The sequence below is a fragment of the Methylocystis echinoides genome, assembly GCF_040687965.1.
GTDB lineage: Bacteria > Pseudomonadota > Alphaproteobacteria > Rhizobiales > Beijerinckiaceae > Methylocystis > Methylocystis echinoides_A.
The window spans coordinates 517942-537573 of sequence record NZ_CP156084.1 but is presented as its reverse complement, the minus strand read 5'-3'; the positions used below and the strand labels follow the sequence as shown (position 1 = coordinate 537573).

Genomic DNA, 19632 nt, shown 5'->3' with positions numbered 1-19632 from the left:
GCATCTGGCTTCGCCCAGGTCACACACGCCCTCCCGGCGCTTGCGCTGCGCTCGCCGGGCCGCTGCGCCCAATCGGCCGGCGACGCGCCGTCCCGCCGTCAGGTCGCCTTTTTTCCCTCCGGAAAGCCAATGATACGCGTCGAAAACGTCAGCAAGCAAAACGGATCGCAGATCCTCTTCATCGAAGCTTCGGCGGCTCTCTTGAAAGGCGAGAAGACAGGCCTCGTCGGCCCCAACGGCGCCGGCAAAACGACCCTGTTCCGCATGATGACCGGACAGGAGCAGCCCGATGAGGGCCAGGTCTCGGTCGAGCGGGGCGCCACCATCGGCTATTTCAGCCAGGATGTCGGTGAAATATCCGGCCGCAGCGTGGTGACCGAGGCGATGGACGGCGCCGGTCCGGTCAGCGCCGTGGCGGCCGAACTGAAGGCGCTGGAAGCCGCCATGGCGGACCCCGACCAGGCCGACGATATGGACGAAATCATCTTACGCTACGGCGAAGTTCAGGGCCGTTTCGAGGAGCTCGACGGCTATGCGCTGGAAGGCCGAGCGCGCGAAGTGCTCGCGGGGTTGAACTTCTCGCAGGAGATGATGGACGGCGACGTCGGCGCGCTGTCGGGGGGATGGAAGATGCGCGTGGCGCTCGCCCGCATCCTGCTCATGCGCCCGGATGTGATGCTGCTCGACGAGCCGAGCAACCATCTCGACATCGAAAGTCTGATCTGGCTGGAGGAGTTTCTGAAAGGATACGACGGCGCGCTGCTCATGACCTCGCATGACCGCGAATTCATGAACCGCATTGTCAACAAGATCATTGAAATCGACGGCGGCGCGTTGACGACCTATGCCGGGAATTACGAGTTTTACGAGCAGCAGCGCGCGCTCAGCGACAAGCAGCAGCAGGCGCAGTTCGAGCGTCAGCAGGCGATGCTCGCCAAGGAAATCAAATTCATCGAGCGATTCAAGGCCCGCGCTTCCCACGCCGCGCAGGTCCAGAGCCGCGTGAAGAAGCTCGAGAAAATCGAAAGGGTCGAGCCGCCGCGCCGCCGCCAGACCATTCTCTTCGACTTTCCGCCCGCGCCGCGTTCGGGCGAGGACGTGGCGAGCCTCAAGAATGTCCACAAGAGCTACGGCGCGCGCCGCATCTATGAGGGTCTCGACTTTGCGGTGCGGCGGCGGGAGCGCTGGTGCGTGATGGGCGTCAATGGCGCGGGAAAGTCCACTCTGCTCCGGCTCGTCGCCGGCGCCGCGCGGCCGGACGCCGGCGAGGTGACGATCGGCGCAAGCGTTAAAATGGGCTATTTCGCGCAGCACGCCATGGAGTTGCTCGACGGCGACCGGACGGTCTTCGAGACGCTCGAGGACGCCTTTCCGCAGGCCGGGCAGGGATCGCTGCGCACGCTCGCCGGCTGCTTCGGCTTTTCTGGGGACGACGCGGAGAAGAGGTGCCGCGTGCTGTCTGGCGGCGAAAAAGCGCGGCTCGTCATGGCGAAGATGCTCTACGATCCGCCGAATTTCCTCGTTCTCGACGAGCCGACGAACCATCTCGACCTTGCGACCAAGGAAATGCTCATTGCAGCGCTCGCCGGCTATGAGGGCGCGATGCTCTTCGTCTCGCACGACCGGCGCTTCCTCGCGGCGCTCTCCAACCGGGTGTTGGAGCTTACGCCCGAGGGGCTTCACAAGTACGAGGGCGGATATACGGAATATGTCGCGCGCACGGGCCACGAGGCGCCCGGGCTGCATTAGCGGCGAACCCTCCCCACAAGGGGGGAGGAATTCGTCGCCTTAGGCGCAAACGGCCTTCCCGCCCTCGTGCAACACGAGCCGCGGACGTCCGAGCAAGGCGTTTTCCTCTGAGCCGATGACGCGCAGAGACTGGACATGCAGCCGGCGAACCGGCATGCGTCCGAGCCAGTCGGGGTCATTGGCGGGGGCGAAGGAGCCCAGCACGAGGGAGTGCGTGCGGCCGAAATGGCGCAGCGGCAGGAGCAGGACTTCCAGATCGAGCCTCGGCAGATCGCCGGCGCCGCTACGCGCGCCCATTATCACGGGACGCGCCTCATCGGTCACGGCGGCGAACGCCGAGACGACGGCGGCGCGATCGCGCTCGTCCCAGAATTCCAGGAAGGAGCGCCCCTTTTGCTCCCCCAGCCACAAGGCGTTGATGCGGGTGCCGCACATTTTCATCGGGAAGCGGCCGGCGTGGTCGAAGTGCACGATGAACACATTGGCGAGCAGACGCCGGATGGCGGTAAATTCTATGTCGTTGCGCTCCGGCGCGAGACGGGCGCCCTTGAGGCTGCGCCAATAGTCGTGGAGTTCTTTCGAGACCAGCTGCTTCATGTCCTGCTCCTGCCCGAGCAATGCCGTCTCTTCTCGCCTCCCAAGGGTCGAAGCGGCGGCGTGGTTATCGAGGGATTACCCTGTGGCCGGAAATGTTAGCGGGCAGCTCTCACCAGACGTTTATCCGGACGACTAAAATTGTCGGCGTCTGAAGTTAAAGAGCATTCAGGCTTCAATAAATGGTCAAGCTACAGATACAACCTGCGCGGGAAGCGCCAGGCAACCAGCGTTAACTGACGCGCTTCTTCGCCCTCCGGCGCGGCGCGCCGGCCGCGAAGCGGCGCGCCGGCTCCGGGGGCGTTTCGCTCGCTTCCTGGCGCCACAAGCGGGCATAGACGCCATTAAGGGCGAGAAGCTCGCGATGCGTCCCGCGCTCCACGATGCGGCCCGCGTCCATCACGAAGACGCGGTCGCATTCCATGACCGAGTTCAGCCTGTGCGTGACGAGCAGGATCGTACGGCGTCGTTTCAGACGATGCAGCGTCTCGGTGAGCAGCGCTTCGTTTTGGGGATCAAGCGCGCTCGTCGGCTCGTCGAGTACGAGGAAGGGCGCTTCGCTCAACAGCGCTCTGGCGATGGCGAGCCTCTGACGCTGCCCGCCGGAGAGATTCGCGCCGCCTTCGCTGAGCATGGCGTCATAGGCGTCGGGAATCGCTTCGATGAATTCCGCCGCCCCCGCCAGCGCCGCCGCCTCCTCGATGTCCGCCCGACTGGCGGCGGGACGCCCATAGGCGATATTCTCGGCGACGCTTGCCGGCAGCATGAAGGCGTCTTGCGTCACGAAGGCGAAATGCGCGCGCAGATCGGCCAACCGCACGTCGCGAATGTCGACGCCATCGAGGCGCAACGCGCCCTCGAGCGGATCGTGGAATCGCAGCATCAGCCTGAGCAGGGAGCTCTTGCCGGTCCCGCTCGGACCGACGAAGGCCGCCATTTCGCCCGGCGCGATGGTCGCGGTGAGGTCGTTCAGCACCAGGCGGCCCGGCAGATAGCCGAAGGAGAGATGGTCGAGCGTCAGTCGACGCGGCGCCGCAGGCAGCGGCCGCGCATCCGGCGCGTCCTTGATCGACTCCGGCGTATCCAGCACGAAAAACACGCGCCTTGCGGCGGCCTCGAATGTCCGCACCTTCGAGAAAAACTCGGCAAGCCATTTGAGCGGGTCCCAGAGCTTGCGCAAATAGTCCATGAAGATCATCAGCGCGCCGACGGTCATGCCGTCGGCCACAGGCGCGAGAAACTGGTCCCGGTAGACGAGCCAGCCGCCATAGCCGAGAATGATGGCGGCGCCGAGCGACAGGATGAGGTCGCGCGCCAGCGGATAGAGCTGCTCCTGCCAATTGAGGCGCAGGAGCGCGTTCACGCTGCGCAGGACAGCTTGCTGGAAGCGCTCGAATTCAGAGGGTTCGCGGCGGAACGCCTGCGCCAGCGGCACGCGCGCCATCGCCTGCTGAATATGCGCCGTAAGATCCGCGTCGATTTGCTTCGACTCGAGCGCGCGCTTGTGGATTTTCAAGCCGAACCGCCAGTTGCTCCACACGATCAGCGGCGCCACCGAATAGGCGGCGAAGGTGAGCGGCGGGCTGCGGGACAGAAGGATGGCGGTCATGACGGTGAGCGTGACGGCCGCGACAGACGAGCCGATGATGATGTCGATAATGCCCCACGGGCCGAAAGCGTCCGTGGTGAGGCGATAAATGGAATCGCCCTGCGGACGCGACTGGTGGTAGCCGAGATCGAGCCTTTGCAGCTTGCCGAAAAGATCGGCGCGGACGCGCGTCGTTCCCCAGTAATTGAGGTAATAATTGATCATCATCCGGGCCATCCAGGCCGAATAGCCGATGACCTGCAGCAGCAGGCCGATGATCACGAGGCCGAGAATCTGGCCAGGCCTGTCGGGGGGCAGCAACGCTAGGAAGTAGACGTGCAGCCAGCCGGTTTTCGGCTCGTGCGTCAGGACGGTGTCGACGAGAATGGCGAGCGGCCAGGCTTCCAGCAGGCCGACGCCGACAGAGACGCCAATGAGCGCCACGAGCGTCGCGATCCAGGGCCAGTCGGGTGCAAAATAGCCGTAAGCTCTCTGATAGGCGGCGAGCTTGTTGCTCTGGCGCGGCGCGTCGGCGGTCGGGCTCATGGCGCCTTAACGCGCGAGGCCTGCAAAAGATCGGGGGCGGCGCCGTCCCGCGGCCGGCGTTTTCCCTGTTGGCGCAAGGCGAAGCGGCTTGTCAGCCCGTCAGATGTCGAGACCAAGCGTCAAATCGTCGCTTGCGCGCCGAGCTGACGCCGTTTTTCGCACGGGCTTAAGGGGCTCTCTTTTACGCAAGCCCATGTTTTTCTTGAGGGTGCAGATCGAGCCCCTCTAGGTGTTCGTACGTACTTCCCATGCTCGGCGCGCAAACGATCTAGCGCTGATCGCCTCGATGGTCTGGCGACGGGCGACCGGCGTTTCGGAGGCTGAAACGCCGGCGTCCGAGCACCCAGGCGAAAGGCCGCTCGGCACGGACAATGGCGCTGGCCGGCAGGCGGCCCTCGGGGCCCGGAACATGCGCTCGGGCGTTCGTTTCGGCAGGGGCCCGCAAGGTTCCCGAACTCCAGCGCGAGGTTGAATGGGAGGTCACTATGGCCCGCACACATGGTACGGAAGGCGAAAAAGGCTCTCAGAAGGCCAAGGGCACGATGACGGTTCAGGAAGCCGGCCGGATGGGCGGCGAGATCCGCAAGGAAGAGCTCGGCCCCGAGGGCTACTCGGAAATCGGCAAGATGGGCGGCGAGGTCCGCAAGGAGCAGCTTGGCCACGAAGGCTATTCCGAGATGGGCAAGAAGGGCGGCGAGGCCCGTAAAGAGCAGCTTGGCCCGGAAGGTTATTCGGAACTCGGCAAGATGGGCGGCGAGGCGCGTAAAGAGCAGCTCGGCCCCGAAGGCTACTCGGAACTCGGCCATAAGGGCGGCCAACGCGTGAAGCAGCTCATCGAAGAGGGCAAGCGCGCAGAAGGCGCCGGCGAAGAGGAAGAGGAAAGCGAGACCAAGGGCCGCGGCAAACCGCGTCACTGAAGGCAGTCGCCCGACGGCGAGCGCGCTTGACTAAATGGAGAACGACATGGCGCAGCGACAGACTGGGCAGAAGCCGGGAAAATCCGGCGCAGGACAGATGACTGTCGAACAGGCCGGCCATCTCGGCGGCGAAAAAGGCGGCCAGAAGGGTGGCGAACGCGTCAAGGAGCTCATCCAGGAAGGCAAGCGCGCCGAAGGCCCGGGCGGCGCGGGGAAGGGCGGCAAGTCGAAGTCGCGCCACTGAGCCGCCCGTTCTCGTCAACAGGAGGAGGCCATGCCGCAGAAGCGGACTGAACCTGAAAAGTCCATCAAGCGCGGTCAGATGACGGTCGAAGAGGCGGGGCGCCTCGGCGGCCACAAGGGCGGGCAGCGCGTAAAGGAGCTGATCAAGGAGGGTAAGCAAGCCGAGCGTGAGGACGCCGGCGAAGACCTCGAGAACATGGAAGACGAAGAAGAGGAGGACGGCGAAGCCTAACGCGATGGTTTCGCCGAAACGGCGAGAGGAAAAGTCATGCCACAGAAACAGACAGGTTCGCAGGGTGGAAAATCGGCGCCCAAGGGGCCGATGACCGTGAAGGAAGCCGGCAAGATGGGCGGCGAAATCCGCAAGGAAGAGCTGGGGCCCGAGGGCTATTCCGAGCTCGGCCACAAAGGCGGACAGCGCGTGAAAGAGCTGATCGAGGAAGGCAAGCGCGCCGAGGGCTCGTCCGGCAAGGGCAAGAAGCACTAAAGCGGAGAAGCCTCATGCCTCGAACGACCGAAAACACGGGCGAGGGTCGCGGCAGCGGCCATAAAGGTCCCGCCAAGGGCTTCGCATTCGGCGTGGCGTCGGTGACGCAGGCGCTCCATGGGACGAGCTTCCCGATCTCCAAGGAAGATCTGATCCGCCAGCACGGCAAGGAAGAGGTCAACTGGACAAAGGACAGTTCCGAGCGCTTGGGCGACCTTCTGAAGGACGTGGACAAGGACGAGTTCCTGTCCGTCGCCGACGTTGCTTCGGCCGTCTCGGAAGCGCACAGGCAACAAGGCCAGGGCGAGGACGAGGACGAGGAAGAGTAGCGCCCTCGCTCGAGTGACCGTCGGCCAGAGGGGGGTCGGCGGGACTATCGAATTTTTCAAAGCGACCCATCGATTTATCGGGGCTGGAAACTTGACCGGGGCGAGCCCAGTTGAGATCAGCCGCGGCTCGTGGCCGTAAGTTTTTTCAGGAGGACACGGGATACATCTTGAGGGCTCCCACTAGCCGAAACGCGGCGGGCTCGCAGCCTGAAAGCAGATGGCGGCGCGGCCGCCATTTGCGCCCGCGCGTCCGAGGCGCTAAAACGCGCTCCTTCACCTACGCCAAGCGACTTACGCCGATCCGTGTCGGCGATTGAGCGCGACAGGAGCGACAAATGGTTGCGGTTACATTCCCCGACGGGGCGTCCCGTCAGTTCGAGCCCGGCGTCACGGGCTTCGACATCGCCAAGAGCATCTCCCCGTCTCTCGCCAAGCGCAGCGTCGCCATGACGCTCGACGGGGAACTCGTCGACCTCATGAAACCCGTCCAGAAGGACGCGCGAGTCGAATTCGTTTCACGCGACGATCCGCGCGCGCTGGAGCTCATCCGCCACGACGCCGCCCATGTGCTGGCGGAGGCCGTGCAGGAGCTCTATCCCGGCACGCAGGTGACGATCGGCCCGGTGATCGAAAATGGTTTCTATTACGATTTCCAGCGCGCGGAGCCCTTCACGCCCGAAGACCTGCCGGCGATCGAGAAGAAGATGCGCGAGATCATCGCCCGCGACGCGCCGATCGTGCGCGAGGAATGGGACCGCGAGCACGCCAAGACATGGTTCATCGCCAAGGGCGAGACGTTCAAGGGCGAATTGATCGACAGCATCAAGTCGGACGAGCCCTTGAGCGTCTACAAACAGGGCCACTGGCTCGATCTCTGTCGCGGCCCGCATCTGCCGTCGGTCGGCAAGATCGGCGGCGCCTTCAAGCTGATGAAGGTCGCCGGCGCCTATTGGCGCGGCGACTCGACGAAGCCGATGCTGTCGCGCATCTACGGCACGGCCTGGGCGACGCAGGAAGAGCTCGACGCCTATCTGCACCGGCTCGAGGAAGCGGAACGCCGCGATCACCGCCGCCTCGGGCGCGAGATGGACCTCTTTCATTTCCAGGAGGAAGGGCCGGGCGCCATCTTCTGGCATCCGAAGGGCTGGACGTTGTTCCAGACGCTCGTCTCCTATATGCGGCGCAAGCAGAAGGCGGCGGGCTATATCGAAGTGAATACGCCGCAGGTGCTCGACCGCGCCTTGTGGGAGACGTCGGGCCATTGGCAGACGTATCGTGAGAACATGTTCGTCACCAAAACGGAGGACGAGCGCGTCTTCGCGATCAAGCCGATGAACTGCCCTGGCCACGTGCAGATCTTCAAGAACGGGCTCAAATCCTATCGTGATCTGCCGGTGAAGATCGCGGAGTTTGGCGTCGTACATCGCTACGAGCCCTCGGGCGCGCTGCACGGCATGATGCGCGTGCGCGCCTTCACGCAGGACGACGCCCATATCTTCTGCTCCGAAGATCAGATCATGGACGAGGCGCTGAAGATCAACGACCTCATCTTGACGATCTATCGCGACTTCGGCTTCGAGGACGTGGTCGTGAAGCTCTCGACGCGACCCGAAAAGCGCGTGGGTTCGGATGAAGCCTGGAACAAGGCCGAAGCCGCGCTCGGGAAGGTGCTCGACGAACTTGCGCGCCGCGGTCTGAAGACGAGCGTTCAGGAAGGCGAGGGCGCGTTTTACGGGCCGAAGCTCGAATATACGCTGCGCGACGCCATCGGCCGTGAATGGCAATGCGGCACGACGCAGGTCGACTTCAATCTGCCCGTGCGTTTCGGCGCCTTCTACATCGGACCGGACAGCGAGAAGAAGACGCCGGTGATGATTCACCGCGCCATGTTCGGCTCGCTCGAACGCTTCACCGGCATTCTGATCGAGCATTACGCCGGGCATCTGCCGCTCTGGCTGTCGCCGCTGCAGATCGTCGTTTGTACGATCACCCAGGAGGCGGACGACTACGCCTATGAGGTCGCGGCGGTCGCGCGCAAGCTCGGACTCAATGTCGACGTCGACGCGCGAAACGAGAAGATCACCTACAAGGTGCGCGAACATTCGCACGCCAAGGTCCCGGTGCTTCTCGTCGCGGGCAAGAAGGAGGCGGCCGAGCGCACGATCTCGATGCGCCGCCTCGGCTCGCAGCAGCAGACGCAACTCGCCATCGACGAGGCGCTGAAGCTGCTGGCCGAAGAGGCGACGCCGCCGGATGTGCGAGGGTGAACGGCAAATTTTGACGATAGATGACCCAGAGGCGCTCACGTCTCTGGGTCATTCATTTTCAGAGACGGTTGCGAGGGACAATGCAGCCTGACTACAAGCAGTGGCTGGAGAATCAGAAATACGACAGGGCGACGATAACCGCGCAGCTCCATCGCGTGGGTCGGGTCGAGAAAAATTACGGAGATCTCGACGACCATTACGCCAAGGACCGTCTCGCCTCAGTGATAAGCGATTTGAAATATTCCGCCGACGACAGACGCCGGGGAAAGCCAAATCCAACGAAGATACCTTTTGAGGGCGACGCCTATAGCAATCTTGCGTCATATCGCAACGCGATCGTTCTCTATCAGCGCTTTCGGGACGAAGCATCGCTTCCAAAGGCGCGAGCAGGCGGGGAAGAGTCTGCCGCGGACGCTGTAGGGCCGGAGCCAAGCCAGCGCTTTGGCCTCGAGCGCGACCTGCAGGCGTCGCTTCGAAAAGCGATCGAACAGCTCGAAGCCGGCCTGACAATTGTTGACGAGGGCATCGAGCGTAGCGTTGATTCCGGAAGAATTGACATCACGGCGCGCGATGCGGCCGGCAGGCTCGTTGTCATAGAACTGAAGGCCGGAACGGCTGGCCGAGACGCGATCGGCCAGATCCTCAGCTACATGGGAGATGTGAGCGCCGAGGAAGGGTCGGTCGAGGTCAGAGGCGTTCTGGTGGCGTCCGATTTCGACTCGAGAGCCGTCTCGGCCGCGCGCATGGCTCCCCGACTTACTTTGCGGCGCTACAGCGTCGCTTTTCGTTTTCAGGAATGCTGACTGCCGCGTACGGGCAGAGCCGCCCGTGGCTTTTTCACGGATTGACGCGACGCGCGTCCCCACAGAAACGCCCCCGCGAGCAGACCCAGCGCCGCCAGAACGCCGCCGCCGCGCAAATAGGCCGGGTCGACCGCAAGAAGGCTGTCCTTCGCGCGGCTCGTGAAACGTCCCCGCGCGCCATGATCGCTATCGTCCGGGCCAAGGAGTTCGTCCGGATCGCCGGGGCGCACGGGGTCGTTCGACAGCTGATTTTCATAGGCGTTGCGCGCCAGATAACGATCCAGCAAGCCGGGCGCGACGATCTGCCCGAGGATGGACTGCACGGTGGGCGCGCCGAGCCAGAGTTCACGGGGCGCGCGTCGCGCCTCGACGGCGCCGACAACCGCCTCGGCGACAGATTCCGGCTCATAGACAGTCCCGATCGGCTGGTGCCGATGCGCAAAATGCATATGCGACCAGTCGAACTGCGGCGTGTTCACGCCGGGGAGCTGAACCATCGTCAGACGAATGCGACTCTTGTCGTGCAGAAGTTCCGCGCGTAGCGCGTCTGTAAAGCCGCGCATGGCGAACTTTGCCGCGCAATAGGCCGATTGCAGCGGAATGGCGCGATAGGAAAGCGCCGAGCCAATCTGGACGATATGGCCCTCGTCGCGCCCGCGCATGTGGCGCAGCGCGGCCAACGTCCCGTGCACGGCCCCGAGATAGGTTACTTCGGTCACGCGCCTGAATTCTTGCGGCGTGATCACGTCGACTGGCCCGACGACCGTCTCCATCGCGTCGTTCACCCAGACATGTATGCGGCCCCACCGGGCGACGACGTCTTCGGCCGCGCCGAAGACCTCATCGGCCTTGGCGACGTCGGTGACGAGCGCAAAGGCTTGGCCGCCCGCCGTCGCGACATCGCGAGCGGCGCCGTCCAATCCTTCGGGGCTGCGCGCGAGCAGAGCCACGCGACAGCCGCGACGGGCGAATGCGACGGCGACGGCGCGGCCAACGCCGGCCGAGGCGCCCGTGACGACAATGACGGGAGGTTCGCCGTTCGAAGTCCCTGGCATCCGCCGCCCCTTTCTTGAGTTGAGCGCGCCAATTAGGTTGAGACCCGCTCCGCGGCCGACAACCGGAGCAGGGGACTTTAATGAGGCTGCGCCTTTTCCATCTCCTGCTGCTGCGCGGGGGACGGGCTCCGCACGAGTCCATAGGGCGCCAGCGGCACGGTGAGACAGATGCTCTGCGCCGGCAGCACCTCCCGCCAGTCCCGAATCAACTGCTTATAGGCGAGGCCGACGGCGCGCGGCTTGCGGTCGAGATCGTAGAGTCCCAGCGGACAGACTTTGCCGCGCGCTTCGCGCAGGGCGATGTCCCAGTCGATCTGATCGGTGAGCGAATACCAGGTGAAGCCGACGATGGGCACGCCGCTGTTTCTGACGCGCAGCACATTCGCCCATTCCTTGCGCAGCCAGCGCACCGCCTCGTCGCCGCGCGGGCCTTCGCATGTGTTGGTTTCCGTATGCATCACCGGCAGGCGGTAGCGATCGTAATATTGCCGGGTGATTTCGTTGTAGCCGAAGATTTCGCCGGACGACGTCATGGTCCCATCGGCGGCGACGTTGTGCTCATTGGCGCCGTAATAGTCATTGCCCATGATGCAATGGCTCTTCAGGTGCCGCTGCATGAAGAAATTATACTCCTGCCGCGTCATACCGTTATCCATGAGGAAGACGAACATCTGGGAATTTACGGCGCGGCCGTAGTTGAGATCGAGCGACAGGAATCTGCGCTCGTTGAAGTCTTCGGACGGCGCGATCGCGGCTGGATTCTCGGCGTGGAAATATTCCGTCGACTCGCTTTGCACGAAGATCGCGTCGGGCCGCGCCGCGAGGATCGTGTGCATCGCCTGCACATTGGCTTTCACAATATGCTTGAGCGCCGTCACGAAGGCCCGATCCGTCGTCATCTGCTCGTTCCACCACCCATAGGCGGCCGAGAAGGTCGCGCAAACGAACATCTCGTTGATCGGCGTATAGAGTTGCACGGCGGGGAAGCGCTTGGCGAAGGCGTGGGCGTAGCGCGCGAAGAGGCGGGGGAAATCGGGATTTTGAAAATCGCCGATGAAGTCCGGCACGCCGAAGTGACAAAGATCGGCGATGGGGATGACGCCGCGCCGCTCGAGATCGCCGAACGCCAGATCGGCGAATTCCCAGTCATAGCGGTCCGGGCCGAGCCACGTCGTGCACAAGGGCAGGCCATAGCGCAGCGTCTTGACGCCGAGATCCTGCACGAGGTCGAAGTCCTCGCGCCAGCGCCGGTAGTGCCCGCAAAGCTCCATCTCGTCGATTCGCGTGCGGCCGTGATGGATCGTCGGGCAGCTGTTTTCGATCCCCGTGCTGAACATGAAATGCGCCATCGTACGGTCCTCGCGTCCGCCCATGCGGATAGCTAAGGAGCGGCGCGCCGATGAACAGGCGCGCTCCACGGCCGAGCGTCAGGTTTCGCCGGGGGGCGGGGACAAAGCGAGATGACCCCAGGGCCGCCTGAAGCCGGGGCCGGTCTGTCGCCAGCCTTCAGCCGCGAGATCTTTCGCGACGGCGCGGTTGAACCAGCCGTGACCGATGAGCGCCACGTCGCCCTGGAGCGCCGCCTCCCGGAGTTCATCGCAGCATGTGCGGACGCGGCGGCGCAGATCGGCGCGCGCCGGCGCCAGGGCCGGGTCGAAAGCGCCGCGCGCCCGGGCGAGGGCGAGCCAGACGATTTCCGGCCATTGGCCGGGCAGGCGCGGCGCTCTGGGCGGCGCCTCGCGGAACGAGGCGTCGACGACGTCGGCGGTCGCGCCCAGCCGAGAGAGCGTCTCGGTCACGCGCGGCGCATCGCTGGCGTAGATTCTCGACGCCCTCCGCAGGATCGGAATCAGCTGCGCGGGCGGGCGGGCGCAGGCCTCGATCCCCGCCTCCTCATAGGCCGAGATGAAAGCCGCGAAGGCCTGAAACGACAAAAGCCCCGACGCCTTGACGGCGACGGGGCCATGTCGGATCAGGACGATCGACGACAATCAGGCGATCGCGCCGGCCTGCTTCTTCTCGATCTCGCGCTTGAGCGCGCGGGCGCCCTGCGACAGCTCTTCGTCGCGGGCCTTCGCCAGAAAGGCGTCGAGGCCGCCGCGATGCTCGACCGAGCGCAGCGCCGCGGCCGAAATGCGCAGGCGCACCGAGCGCGCGAGCGCGTCGGAGGCCAGCGTCACATTGACGAGATTGGGCAGGAAACGCGTGCGCGTCTTGCGATTGGAGTGGCTGACGAGATTGCCCGTCTGCACGCCCTTGCCGGTCAGCTCGCAACGCCGGGACATGGAACTTCCTTTCAAACCAGTGTAGCGCTTCCATACGTCGGGAGGGCTAAAGCCCGCACGCCGCGACGGATGGGTGGAAACGACGGAAAAAGGCTCGCCGCCCCAGCGCCGAGCCCTGTTCGCGAGCCTTATAAGAGCAAAGCCCGGCGAGCGTCAACCGGCCGGAAGGCTAAAGCCGTCGCAGGGCCGGGGAAAGCGGCGGCTGCGGCGCAATCGCCTCTAGACATTGGCCGCGTTCTGGGCTCTAAGCCTCCTCGTCGCTCCGGACGGGTCCAGGCGCGCCTGCGCCGTTCAGCCGCCCGGAATCATCGAAAATCGACAGAGCCGGAGCCTGTCCTCCCGCCGAGCCCCGCCAATTGCCCGGGGCGTCGAGCGCGAAAAGACAAAGGTTGGGGAAATTCCTATGGCCAAAGCAATTCTCCATATGCTCAGCACATTGAAGCATATGAGCCCGTTCGACGTGAACATGGCCCTGGACGCCGGCTATGACGCCGCGATTCCCTATACGAACGTCACGCTCGACGAAGTGACTGCGCTGGTGCAGGACGCCATGTTCTCCCGCGCGCCCTCGGCCGCCCTGAAGACGGGCATTTTCTTCGCCGGTCGCGACGCCGTGCTCGCCCTCGACATGCTCGAGGCGGCGCAGAAGGCGCTGCTGAAGCCCTTCGAAGTGTCGCTCTTCGCCGACCCCTACGGCTCCTTCACCACCGCCGGCGCGATGGTCGCCTGCACCGAAAAGGTCCTGCGTGAAAAGAAGGGCCGCGAGCTCAAGGGCTCCAAGATCGTCATCTATGGCGCGACCGGCGTGGTCGGCTACTCCTCGGCGGTGATCGCGGCGCTGGAAGGCGCCGCCGTCACGATCGTCGGCTACAGCGGCCTCGACCGCGTCGCCAAGCAGGCCGACGAGATGAACAAGCGCTTCAACATCAAGGTGACGCCGGCCGACGGCAGCAGCCATGAGATGGTGCGCGAGCTTTTGCTGAAGCACGAGATAGCGCTCTGCGCCGCCCGCGCCGGCGTTCAGGTTCTGTCGAAGGAAGACCTGGCGGCCGCCAAGGATCTGCTCATCGCCGCCGACGTCAACGCCGTGCCGCCGCTGGGCGTCGAGGGCTGCGGCCTGCACGACAATGGCGTCGTCATTTCCGAGCATGGCGCTCTCGGCATCGGCGCGCTTGCCATCGGCAATGTTAAATACGGCGCCGAGTCCGGCCTGTTCAAGCAGATGGTCACCTCGGACAAGCCGCTGTGCCTCGATTTCCGCCACGCCTTCGCGCTGGCGCGTCAACTCGTCTAATTCTGGCGCGCCTGCGGCCAGGCTTGGCGCGGGCGCGTGAAACTGGTTGAGTGCGCGCCGCGGAGAAACTGCAGCGCTTCTCAAGGCCGGCGCGGCATTGCGCACGGTTTATTCACAAAACGCCTGCCGCGGGGCGGGTCGTCAGGTTTCTTTGAAAGGAAACGCACATGGCTTTGATCAACAAGATGCTGGTCGGCGAGTCGCTCGTCGGCGAGGGCAACGAAGTCGCTCACATCGACCTCATCATGGGTCCGCGCGGTTCGGCCGCTGAGCTCGCCTTCGCGAACGCGCTCGTCAACAACAAGGACGGCTTCACGACGCTTCTCGCGGTCGTCGCGCCGAACCTGCTCTGCAAGCCGAACACGATTCTCTTCAACAAGGTCACCATCAAGGGCGCCAAGCAGGCCGTCCAGATGTTCGGCCCGGCGCAGCACGGCGTCGCGAAGGCGGTCGCCGACTCGGTCGCCGAGGGCGTGATCCCGGTTTCGGAAGCCGACGACCTGTTCATCTCGGTCGGCGTGTTCATCCACTGGGACGCCAACGACGACAAGAAGATTCAGGACTACAACTATCAGGCCACGAAGGAAGCCATCGCCCGCGCCGTCCGCGGCGAGCCGAAGGCCTCGGAAGTCGTCGCCAAGCGCAACGAAGCCAAGCACCCCTTCGCCCCGAATTGATTTCGGGCTCCAGCTCGGTTTTGAAGGGGAGCCCTCACGGCTCCCCTTTTTCTTTTGCACCGTCTAGATGTCGTTAGCTCAGGAGAGCTCGAGAAATGCGCAAGTGACGGCGACCATCGGCTGGGACATTGGCGGCGCGCATGTCAAGGCGGCGCGCGCCGAAAACGGGCGGCTCGTCGCCGTCGCCCAGCGCGCCTGCGCGCCGCATCTGGGCCTCGCCCATCTCGAAGCGCCGATCCGCGAGACGCTCGTCGAGCTTGGCCCCGCCGCGCGCCATCGCGTCACCATGACGGCGGAGCTCTCCGACGCTTTCGAGGACCGGGGGCGTGGGGTCGTCTCCGTCGCCGCGGTCGTTGCGCGCGAGATTGGAAACGAAGACATTCTGTTTTACGCCGGGGCGCGAGGCTTTGTGTCGCGCGCCGAAGTCGCCGGCGCCGCCCGTTCGATCGCGTCGGCGAATTGGCGCGCGAGCGCCGAACTCGTGGCGCGCCATTGCGACGACGCGCTTTTCATCGACATCGGCTCCACAACGACGGATCTCGTTCCGATTCGGAACGGCGCCGTTGCGGCGCGGGGCGAGACCGACGCGGAGCGGCTTGTTCATGGCGAATTGGCCTACGCCGGCTTCTCGCGCGGCGCGCCCCAAGCCTATGCGACGCGGGCGCCCGTCGACGGGCTCTGGACGCCGCTCGTCAACGAGGCTTTTGCATCGATGGCGGACGTTCGGCGCGTGCTCGGCGATCTGCCGGAAGGGGAGAGCGTCGCCGATCTGTCGCCAACGGCCGATGGGCGGGGCAAGACGGCGGCGGCGTCGAGCGCCCGTCTGGCGCGGCTCGTGGGCCGGGACGGCGGCGATTTGTCGGCGGCGCAGATTCGGGCCTTGGCCGATCATCTCGCCCGCGCCCAACTGCGGGCGATCGAGGACCAGATCGCTTTATTGGCGTCGCGCGAAGCCATTTCAGGCGACATGTTGTTCGTGGGCGCCGGCGCGGGGCGCGGTCTCGCCGCGCGGCTTGCGACGTCGCAAGGCCATGCCTACCGGGATTTCGCCGGCTTCGTCGAGGCGCCCGACGCCCTGGCGTCATTGGCCGCCGATTGTGCGCCAGCCGCGTCGCTCGCGCTCTTGGATTGTTAATGGCTCAGGATTAGCTTCGTCCTCCTTTGGGGGGCGTTTTGAAGAACTGGCATATTATCGCGGCGGCGATGGCGGTCACCTCGGCAGGCTCTGCGCTGCTCGCGCCGAGCTTCTCGCTCCTGCCCGCGCTTCTGGCGCTCGCGGGCGTCGTCTGTGCGAATTGCGTCTTCCTGGCGGGGCGCTTCGGCGAGGCGCTGGAGCGGCCGGTCGAGTGGAGATGGCTCGCAGTCTGCGCGGGCGTCGGTCTGTCTTTGGCGGTGCTGGGCGGCGAGGGCCATCTCTTTTTTTCGAAAGATGACTGGCTCGGTCGCGACGCCGTGCTCGCCGATCTCGTGAGCCGCGCGATGCCGGCGTTCTATCGTCACGAGGGCGGCGACTTCATTCTCCGCGCGCCGCTCGGGATGTATCTCCTCCCTGCCGCTGTCGGCAGGATCGCCGGCCTTCAGGCGGCGCATTTCACGCTCGTCGGGCAGACGACGTTCCTGCTTGCCGCCTTCTTCTACGCCATCACGCTCGTCTGGCCCCGCGGCAGGCTGGCGTTCATTTTTCTGTTCGTCTTTTTCAGCGGGCTGGACAGCATCCCGGTTCTGATCAAAACGGGAGGGGCGTCGCTCTTGCGCGTCCCCGCCTTCTGGGTCGAGATTGGCTATTTTCCGCCCAATCTCTCGCAAGTGTTCTGGTGCCCGCCACACGCGCTGCCAGGCTGGTGGTTTGCTGCGCTCGCTGTGCTCTACCTGCGGCGTGAAATCGATCTTGCCGCCCTTTCCGCCGCGAGTTTGCCGCTCCTGCTCTGGTCCCCGCTCGCCTTGATGGGCGCCGCCGCAATATTTGTCCCGCTGGCGCTGCTCTCGCCTCAGGAGATCACGCGGCCGCGCTTCGCCTTCGCCTGTATGTCCGCTCTCGGGTTTCTCCCTCTTCTCGCCTATCTTGGGGCTGGCGCAGACGGCGTGCCACATCGCCTCCAGATCTTCGAAAGCGGATTTGCCGACGAATATGTTCTGCTGCTGATCTTCGGCTTGACGCAGCTCGCCTTTGTTTTCGTATTCTGGAAAAGGCTCGACGTCTGGTTTCGGCCGCTCCTGGCCATCTCCGCCCTTCTTCTGCTGATATCTCCGCTGTTCAATCTCGGCTACATGAACGACGCCACGCAAAGGGTCTCGATCGCCCCGCGGGCGCTGCTGGCCTTTGGCTTCGACGCGTTGCTGATCGATTTCTTTTTCGCGCGCGCATGGGCGCCGCTCGCCGCGGGCGCGCTCGTTTTCCTCATCGGCGCCATGTCGCCCGCGCTTGAACTCTACGACACGCTGACGACGCCGCGCTTCTCCATTAGCGATTGCAATCTGCTCACGGTCTATCGCAAGCACAATCACGATCGCTATCTGCCGACCTATATCGCCGCCATCGATTCCTTCCCGTCCTGGCTCTTCGCCGGCGGGCCGAAAAGCGCGCCGCTCGAAGTCGAGACGCGCCTTTGCTGGCCCGATCGCGTCTATGGCGAGAAACTCTTCAACTGGCTCAAGCCCGAGTATCGAATCTGGCTGCGCGAACCCAGACCGGAGGATCTGAGCGCCAAGTAATTAGGCTTCAGCTCGCCGCTTCATTCAGATGGGCCGCGATTTTTTCCATCACCGTGTCCCACGCTTCACGCTCGGCGTCTCCGGCCGTCTTGTCGATCGCGATCCTGAGGTAGGCGATTTCGCTGTCGATTTTTTCGCGCGGCAGCCGCCCGAGGCGCGTCGCGAGAATGGCGGCTTCCAGCACCGCGGCGCGGGCGCGGTTCATGCCGAGGTAGGGGCGGTGCGACTCGGTGTGCTTCACACGGCAGAAGAAGCGCGGGCGAATCTCGTCGTCTTCGACGCGGGCGATTTCGAGTTCGGCGTGAGCGAGCGCGCAGGACAGGCGCGGGGCCGGCCAGCCTTCGATGTCGGTGAGCGGAAAGCTGCGTGTTCCGGTCACAAGCCCCGCGAAGACGCGCGCGTCATCCGTGAAGCTCGCGGTGAACTTCTTCCCGTGCTCGAGATTGAAAAGCGTTGTCGAGGGCCTGAAAGGCGCGGCGATCCAATATTCACCTTCCTCGATTAGGCCGAGCGGCGCCACATGCGGGCGCCCGTCCGGCGACAGCGTCGTGACGACGCATTCATGAATCAGAGGCATTTCCTTTTCCCTCGCCCGCCTTGCGCAGCGTGTGTCCTGCTTCCTTGAAGCGGGTCGCTTCTTCTTCGTTGATGTCCATGGCGACGCCGAAGTCGAGCGGTTCGTCCTGTCGGTAGCGCTTGCCGAGTTTGAAGGCGAGTTCCGCCTTCATCAGCTCTGCGCCGAGATAAAAGGCGTGCGCGCCGTCGTGCTCGACATTGAGATGCGGAAACAGCGCCATGGCGTCCTTTTCGACCGCGTGGAACTGTTTGGCGAAAATATGCACGCCGTCCTGCGTCGTCTCGATGCGGAAATTCGAGTCGCGCAGTTCGCGCGCCAGCTCGGCGATCTCGGCCGGCGTCGAGGCATAGGGGCGCTTGTCGTGCACCTGCAGCAGCGCGTCGCTGTAGCCTTTCGGCAAAGCGCGGTCGGCGCGGGAGGCATACATCAGACGGCGCGCCGCGTCGTGCTCCTGCAGCGTGCGCCGCGTATGCGGGCTGACCTGCACGGTGAGCAGGTGGCGGATATGAAGCTCCGAGCAGACGCCGAGCATCGCCGCCGTAATCCCGGCCGTATCGGCGTCGGTCAGTTCGGTGAGATTGCCGGTGCCCATCATGATCTCGGCCTCGGGCTCGCGCGCGCGCAGCTCGACATAGCGCGCGATCGAGGCCGCAAAGCCGAAGTGGATGGGGTCCAGAATGGGGTCGAGAATGAAGTCGATGCCCCGCGCACGCGCGATCCGCGCGGCCCGTTGCAGGGAATCGAGATCGCCATGCGGGCGCGGCACCAGCACCGGAACGAGAGGCGAATTGTCGGGCAGGATCGCGAGCGTCTCTTCGTCGAGGCTCAAGAGATGATCGGCGCCCGCGGCCACGGCGCGCTCGAGCTCCGCAATATTGGCCGAGTCCACTGAGACTTTCAGCCCTTCCGCCTTCAGCGCGGCGATCGTCTCTTCCATATGGTCGAAAGGCGTGTCCGGCAGGCAGCCGAGATCGATGACGTCGGCGCCGGCGCGCGCCAACTCGCGGGCCTTCCCCACGACCTCGGCGACGCTCATCTTGGAGGCGTCGACGATCTCCGCGAAAATGCGCATGTCGTAGCGCGAGAGGTCCGGCGGGACGCCGCCGCGTCCCAGATAGGCGGGGAGATCGGCGATCTCCTCTGGCCCGCGCTCGAATCGCACGCCGAATTCGTCCGAAAGAACGTCGAGATCGGCGCGGCAGCGGCCGGGGACAATGACCCGATCGGCCGCGACGGGGCGGGGCAGGCGGCGCAGGATGATGTCCTGCGTCATCAGCGCCGCGACCTTGACGCCAATGTCGTGAATGCGCCACTCGCGCGCCGCCTCGCCAAAGCCCGCCACCATCCGCTCCAGGCGCGGATAGGCCAGGTGGCCGGTGAGAAACAGCAGGCGCTCGCTCATGCTCGGGCTTTCTTGAAGGGGTCCGGCCGACGTAACTTAAGTGTCGGCGCGTGGCCGGCCCACCCCTCTAGGGGACGGCGGGAAGCCCAGTCAATCGCGGCGGGCGC

At 64.7% G+C, this 19632-nt stretch carries 20 protein-coding genes; 12 read left to right on the top strand and 8 right to left on the bottom strand.

What is annotated here, in order from left to right:
- Window positions 1-129: 129 nt before the first annotated feature.
- A complete protein-coding gene (locus tag RVU70_RS02595) occupies window positions 130-1749 on the top strand; it encodes an ABC-F family ATP-binding cassette domain-containing protein (RefSeq protein ID WP_363349530.1) in 1620 nt (539 codons plus the stop codon).
- A gap of 39 nt (window positions 1750-1788) precedes the next feature.
- On the opposite strand, the gene RVU70_RS02590 is transcribed toward RVU70_RS02595, so the two are convergent.
- Complete coding sequence (locus tag RVU70_RS02590; protein ID WP_363349529.1) at window positions 1789-2346, bottom strand: PAS domain-containing protein; 558 nt, start codon at window positions 2344-2346, stop codon at window positions 1789-1791.
- 229 nt (window positions 2347-2575) lie between these two features.
- Entirely contained in the window at window positions 2576-4477 is a 1902-nt protein-coding gene (locus RVU70_RS02585) for an ABC transporter ATP-binding protein (protein ID WP_363349528.1), read from the bottom strand.
- A gap of 485 nt (window positions 4478-4962) precedes the next feature.
- Between RVU70_RS02585 and RVU70_RS02580 the strand changes: the two genes are divergently transcribed.
- The 7 genes from RVU70_RS02580 to RVU70_RS02550 all read left to right on the top strand — a co-directional run bounded on the left by RVU70_RS02580 (window position 4963) and on the right by RVU70_RS02550 (window position 9523).
- Window positions 4963-5394 (top strand): KGG domain-containing protein, encoded by a 432-nt coding sequence (locus RVU70_RS02580; protein WP_363349527.1) that lies wholly within the window; start codon window positions 4963-4965, stop codon window positions 5392-5394.
- Window positions 5395-5440: 46 nt separating this feature from the next.
- Entirely contained in the window at window positions 5441-5638 is a 198-nt protein-coding gene (locus RVU70_RS02575) for a hypothetical protein (protein WP_363349526.1), read from the top strand.
- 30 nt (window positions 5639-5668) lie between these two features.
- Entirely contained in the window at window positions 5669-5869 is a 201-nt protein-coding gene (locus tag RVU70_RS02570) for a hypothetical protein (protein WP_363349525.1), read from the top strand.
- A gap of 36 nt (window positions 5870-5905) precedes the next feature.
- Window positions 5906-6124, top strand: a complete 219-nt coding sequence (locus RVU70_RS02565; RefSeq protein WP_363349524.1) for a hypothetical protein — start codon at window positions 5906-5908, stop codon at window positions 6122-6124.
- Window positions 6125-6138: 14 nt separating this feature from the next.
- Window positions 6139-6453, top strand: a complete 315-nt coding sequence (locus RVU70_RS02560; protein ID WP_363349523.1) for a hypothetical protein — start codon at window positions 6139-6141, stop codon at window positions 6451-6453.
- Between the two features lie 335 nt (window positions 6454-6788).
- Window positions 6789-8720, top strand: a complete 1932-nt coding sequence (gene thrS / locus RVU70_RS02555) for a threonine--tRNA ligase (RefSeq protein ID WP_363349522.1) — start codon at window positions 6789-6791, stop codon at window positions 8718-8720.
- An 80-nt stretch (window positions 8721-8800) separates the two neighbouring features.
- Complete coding sequence (locus RVU70_RS02550; RefSeq protein WP_363349521.1) at window positions 8801-9523, top strand: endonuclease NucS domain-containing protein; 723 nt, start codon at window positions 8801-8803, stop codon at window positions 9521-9523.
- Here the strand turns inward: RVU70_RS02550 and RVU70_RS02545 are convergent.
- From RVU70_RS02545 to rpmB, 4 genes are all read right to left on the bottom strand, one after another.
- Window positions 9511-10578 carry an SDR family oxidoreductase gene (locus RVU70_RS02545; RefSeq protein WP_363349520.1) on the bottom strand — a complete coding sequence of 356 codons (1068 nt, stop codon included), beginning with the start codon at window positions 10576-10578 and terminating at the stop codon, window positions 9511-9513. The genes RVU70_RS02550 and RVU70_RS02545 overlap by 13 nt on opposite strands.
- A gap of 77 nt (window positions 10579-10655) precedes the next feature.
- Window positions 10656-11927 carry a family 1 glycosylhydrolase gene (locus RVU70_RS02540; RefSeq protein ID WP_363349519.1) on the bottom strand — a complete coding sequence of 424 codons (1272 nt, stop codon included), beginning with the start codon at window positions 11925-11927 and terminating at the stop codon, window positions 10656-10658.
- Window positions 11928-12005: 78 nt separating this feature from the next.
- The gene (locus RVU70_RS02535; RefSeq protein WP_363349518.1) at window positions 12006-12569 is read right to left on the bottom strand and encodes a histidine phosphatase family protein; all 564 of its coding nucleotides are present in this window, start codon (window positions 12567-12569) and stop codon (window positions 12006-12008) included.
- Window positions 12570-12863: a 50S ribosomal protein L28 gene (gene rpmB, locus RVU70_RS02530; protein WP_363349517.1), complete on the bottom strand. Its 294-nt coding sequence runs from the start codon at window positions 12861-12863 to the stop codon at window positions 12570-12572.
- A 403-nt stretch (window positions 12864-13266) separates the two neighbouring features.
- On the opposite strand from rpmB, the gene RVU70_RS02525 reads away from it, so the two are divergent.
- The 4 genes from RVU70_RS02525 (at window position 13267) to RVU70_RS02510 (ending at window position 17546) form a co-directional block, all read left to right on the top strand.
- Complete coding sequence (locus RVU70_RS02525) at window positions 13267-14157, top strand: NAD(P)-dependent methylenetetrahydromethanopterin dehydrogenase (protein WP_363349516.1); 891 nt, start codon at window positions 13267-13269, stop codon at window positions 14155-14157.
- A gap of 167 nt (window positions 14158-14324) precedes the next feature.
- The gene (gene fae, locus RVU70_RS02520) at window positions 14325-14834 is read left to right on the top strand and encodes a formaldehyde-activating enzyme (protein WP_341104053.1); all 510 of its coding nucleotides are present in this window, start codon (window positions 14325-14327) and stop codon (window positions 14832-14834) included.
- A 103-nt stretch (window positions 14835-14937) separates the two neighbouring features.
- Complete coding sequence (locus RVU70_RS02515; protein WP_363349515.1) at window positions 14938-15969, top strand: hydantoinase/oxoprolinase family protein; 1032 nt, start codon at window positions 14938-14940, stop codon at window positions 15967-15969.
- Between the two features lie 38 nt (window positions 15970-16007).
- Window positions 16008-17546, top strand: coding sequence for a hypothetical protein (locus RVU70_RS02510; protein ID WP_363349514.1), 1539 nt, complete (start codon window positions 16008-16010; stop codon window positions 17544-17546).
- Window positions 17547-17553: 7 nt separating this feature from the next.
- Here RVU70_RS02510 and RVU70_RS02505 read toward each other — a convergent pair whose 3' ends face one another.
- Both RVU70_RS02505 and RVU70_RS02500 read right to left on the bottom strand, forming a co-directional pair.
- Window positions 17554-18123 carry a DUF447 domain-containing protein gene (locus RVU70_RS02505; protein WP_363349513.1) on the bottom strand — a complete coding sequence of 190 codons (570 nt, stop codon included), beginning with the start codon at window positions 18121-18123 and terminating at the stop codon, window positions 17554-17556.
- Window positions 18107-19525, bottom strand: a complete 1419-nt coding sequence (locus tag RVU70_RS02500; RefSeq protein ID WP_363349512.1) for a DUF6513 domain-containing protein — start codon at window positions 19523-19525, stop codon at window positions 18107-18109. The genes RVU70_RS02505 and RVU70_RS02500 overlap by 17 nt, the downstream gene beginning before the upstream one ends.
- Window positions 19526-19632 lie beyond the last annotated feature (107 nt).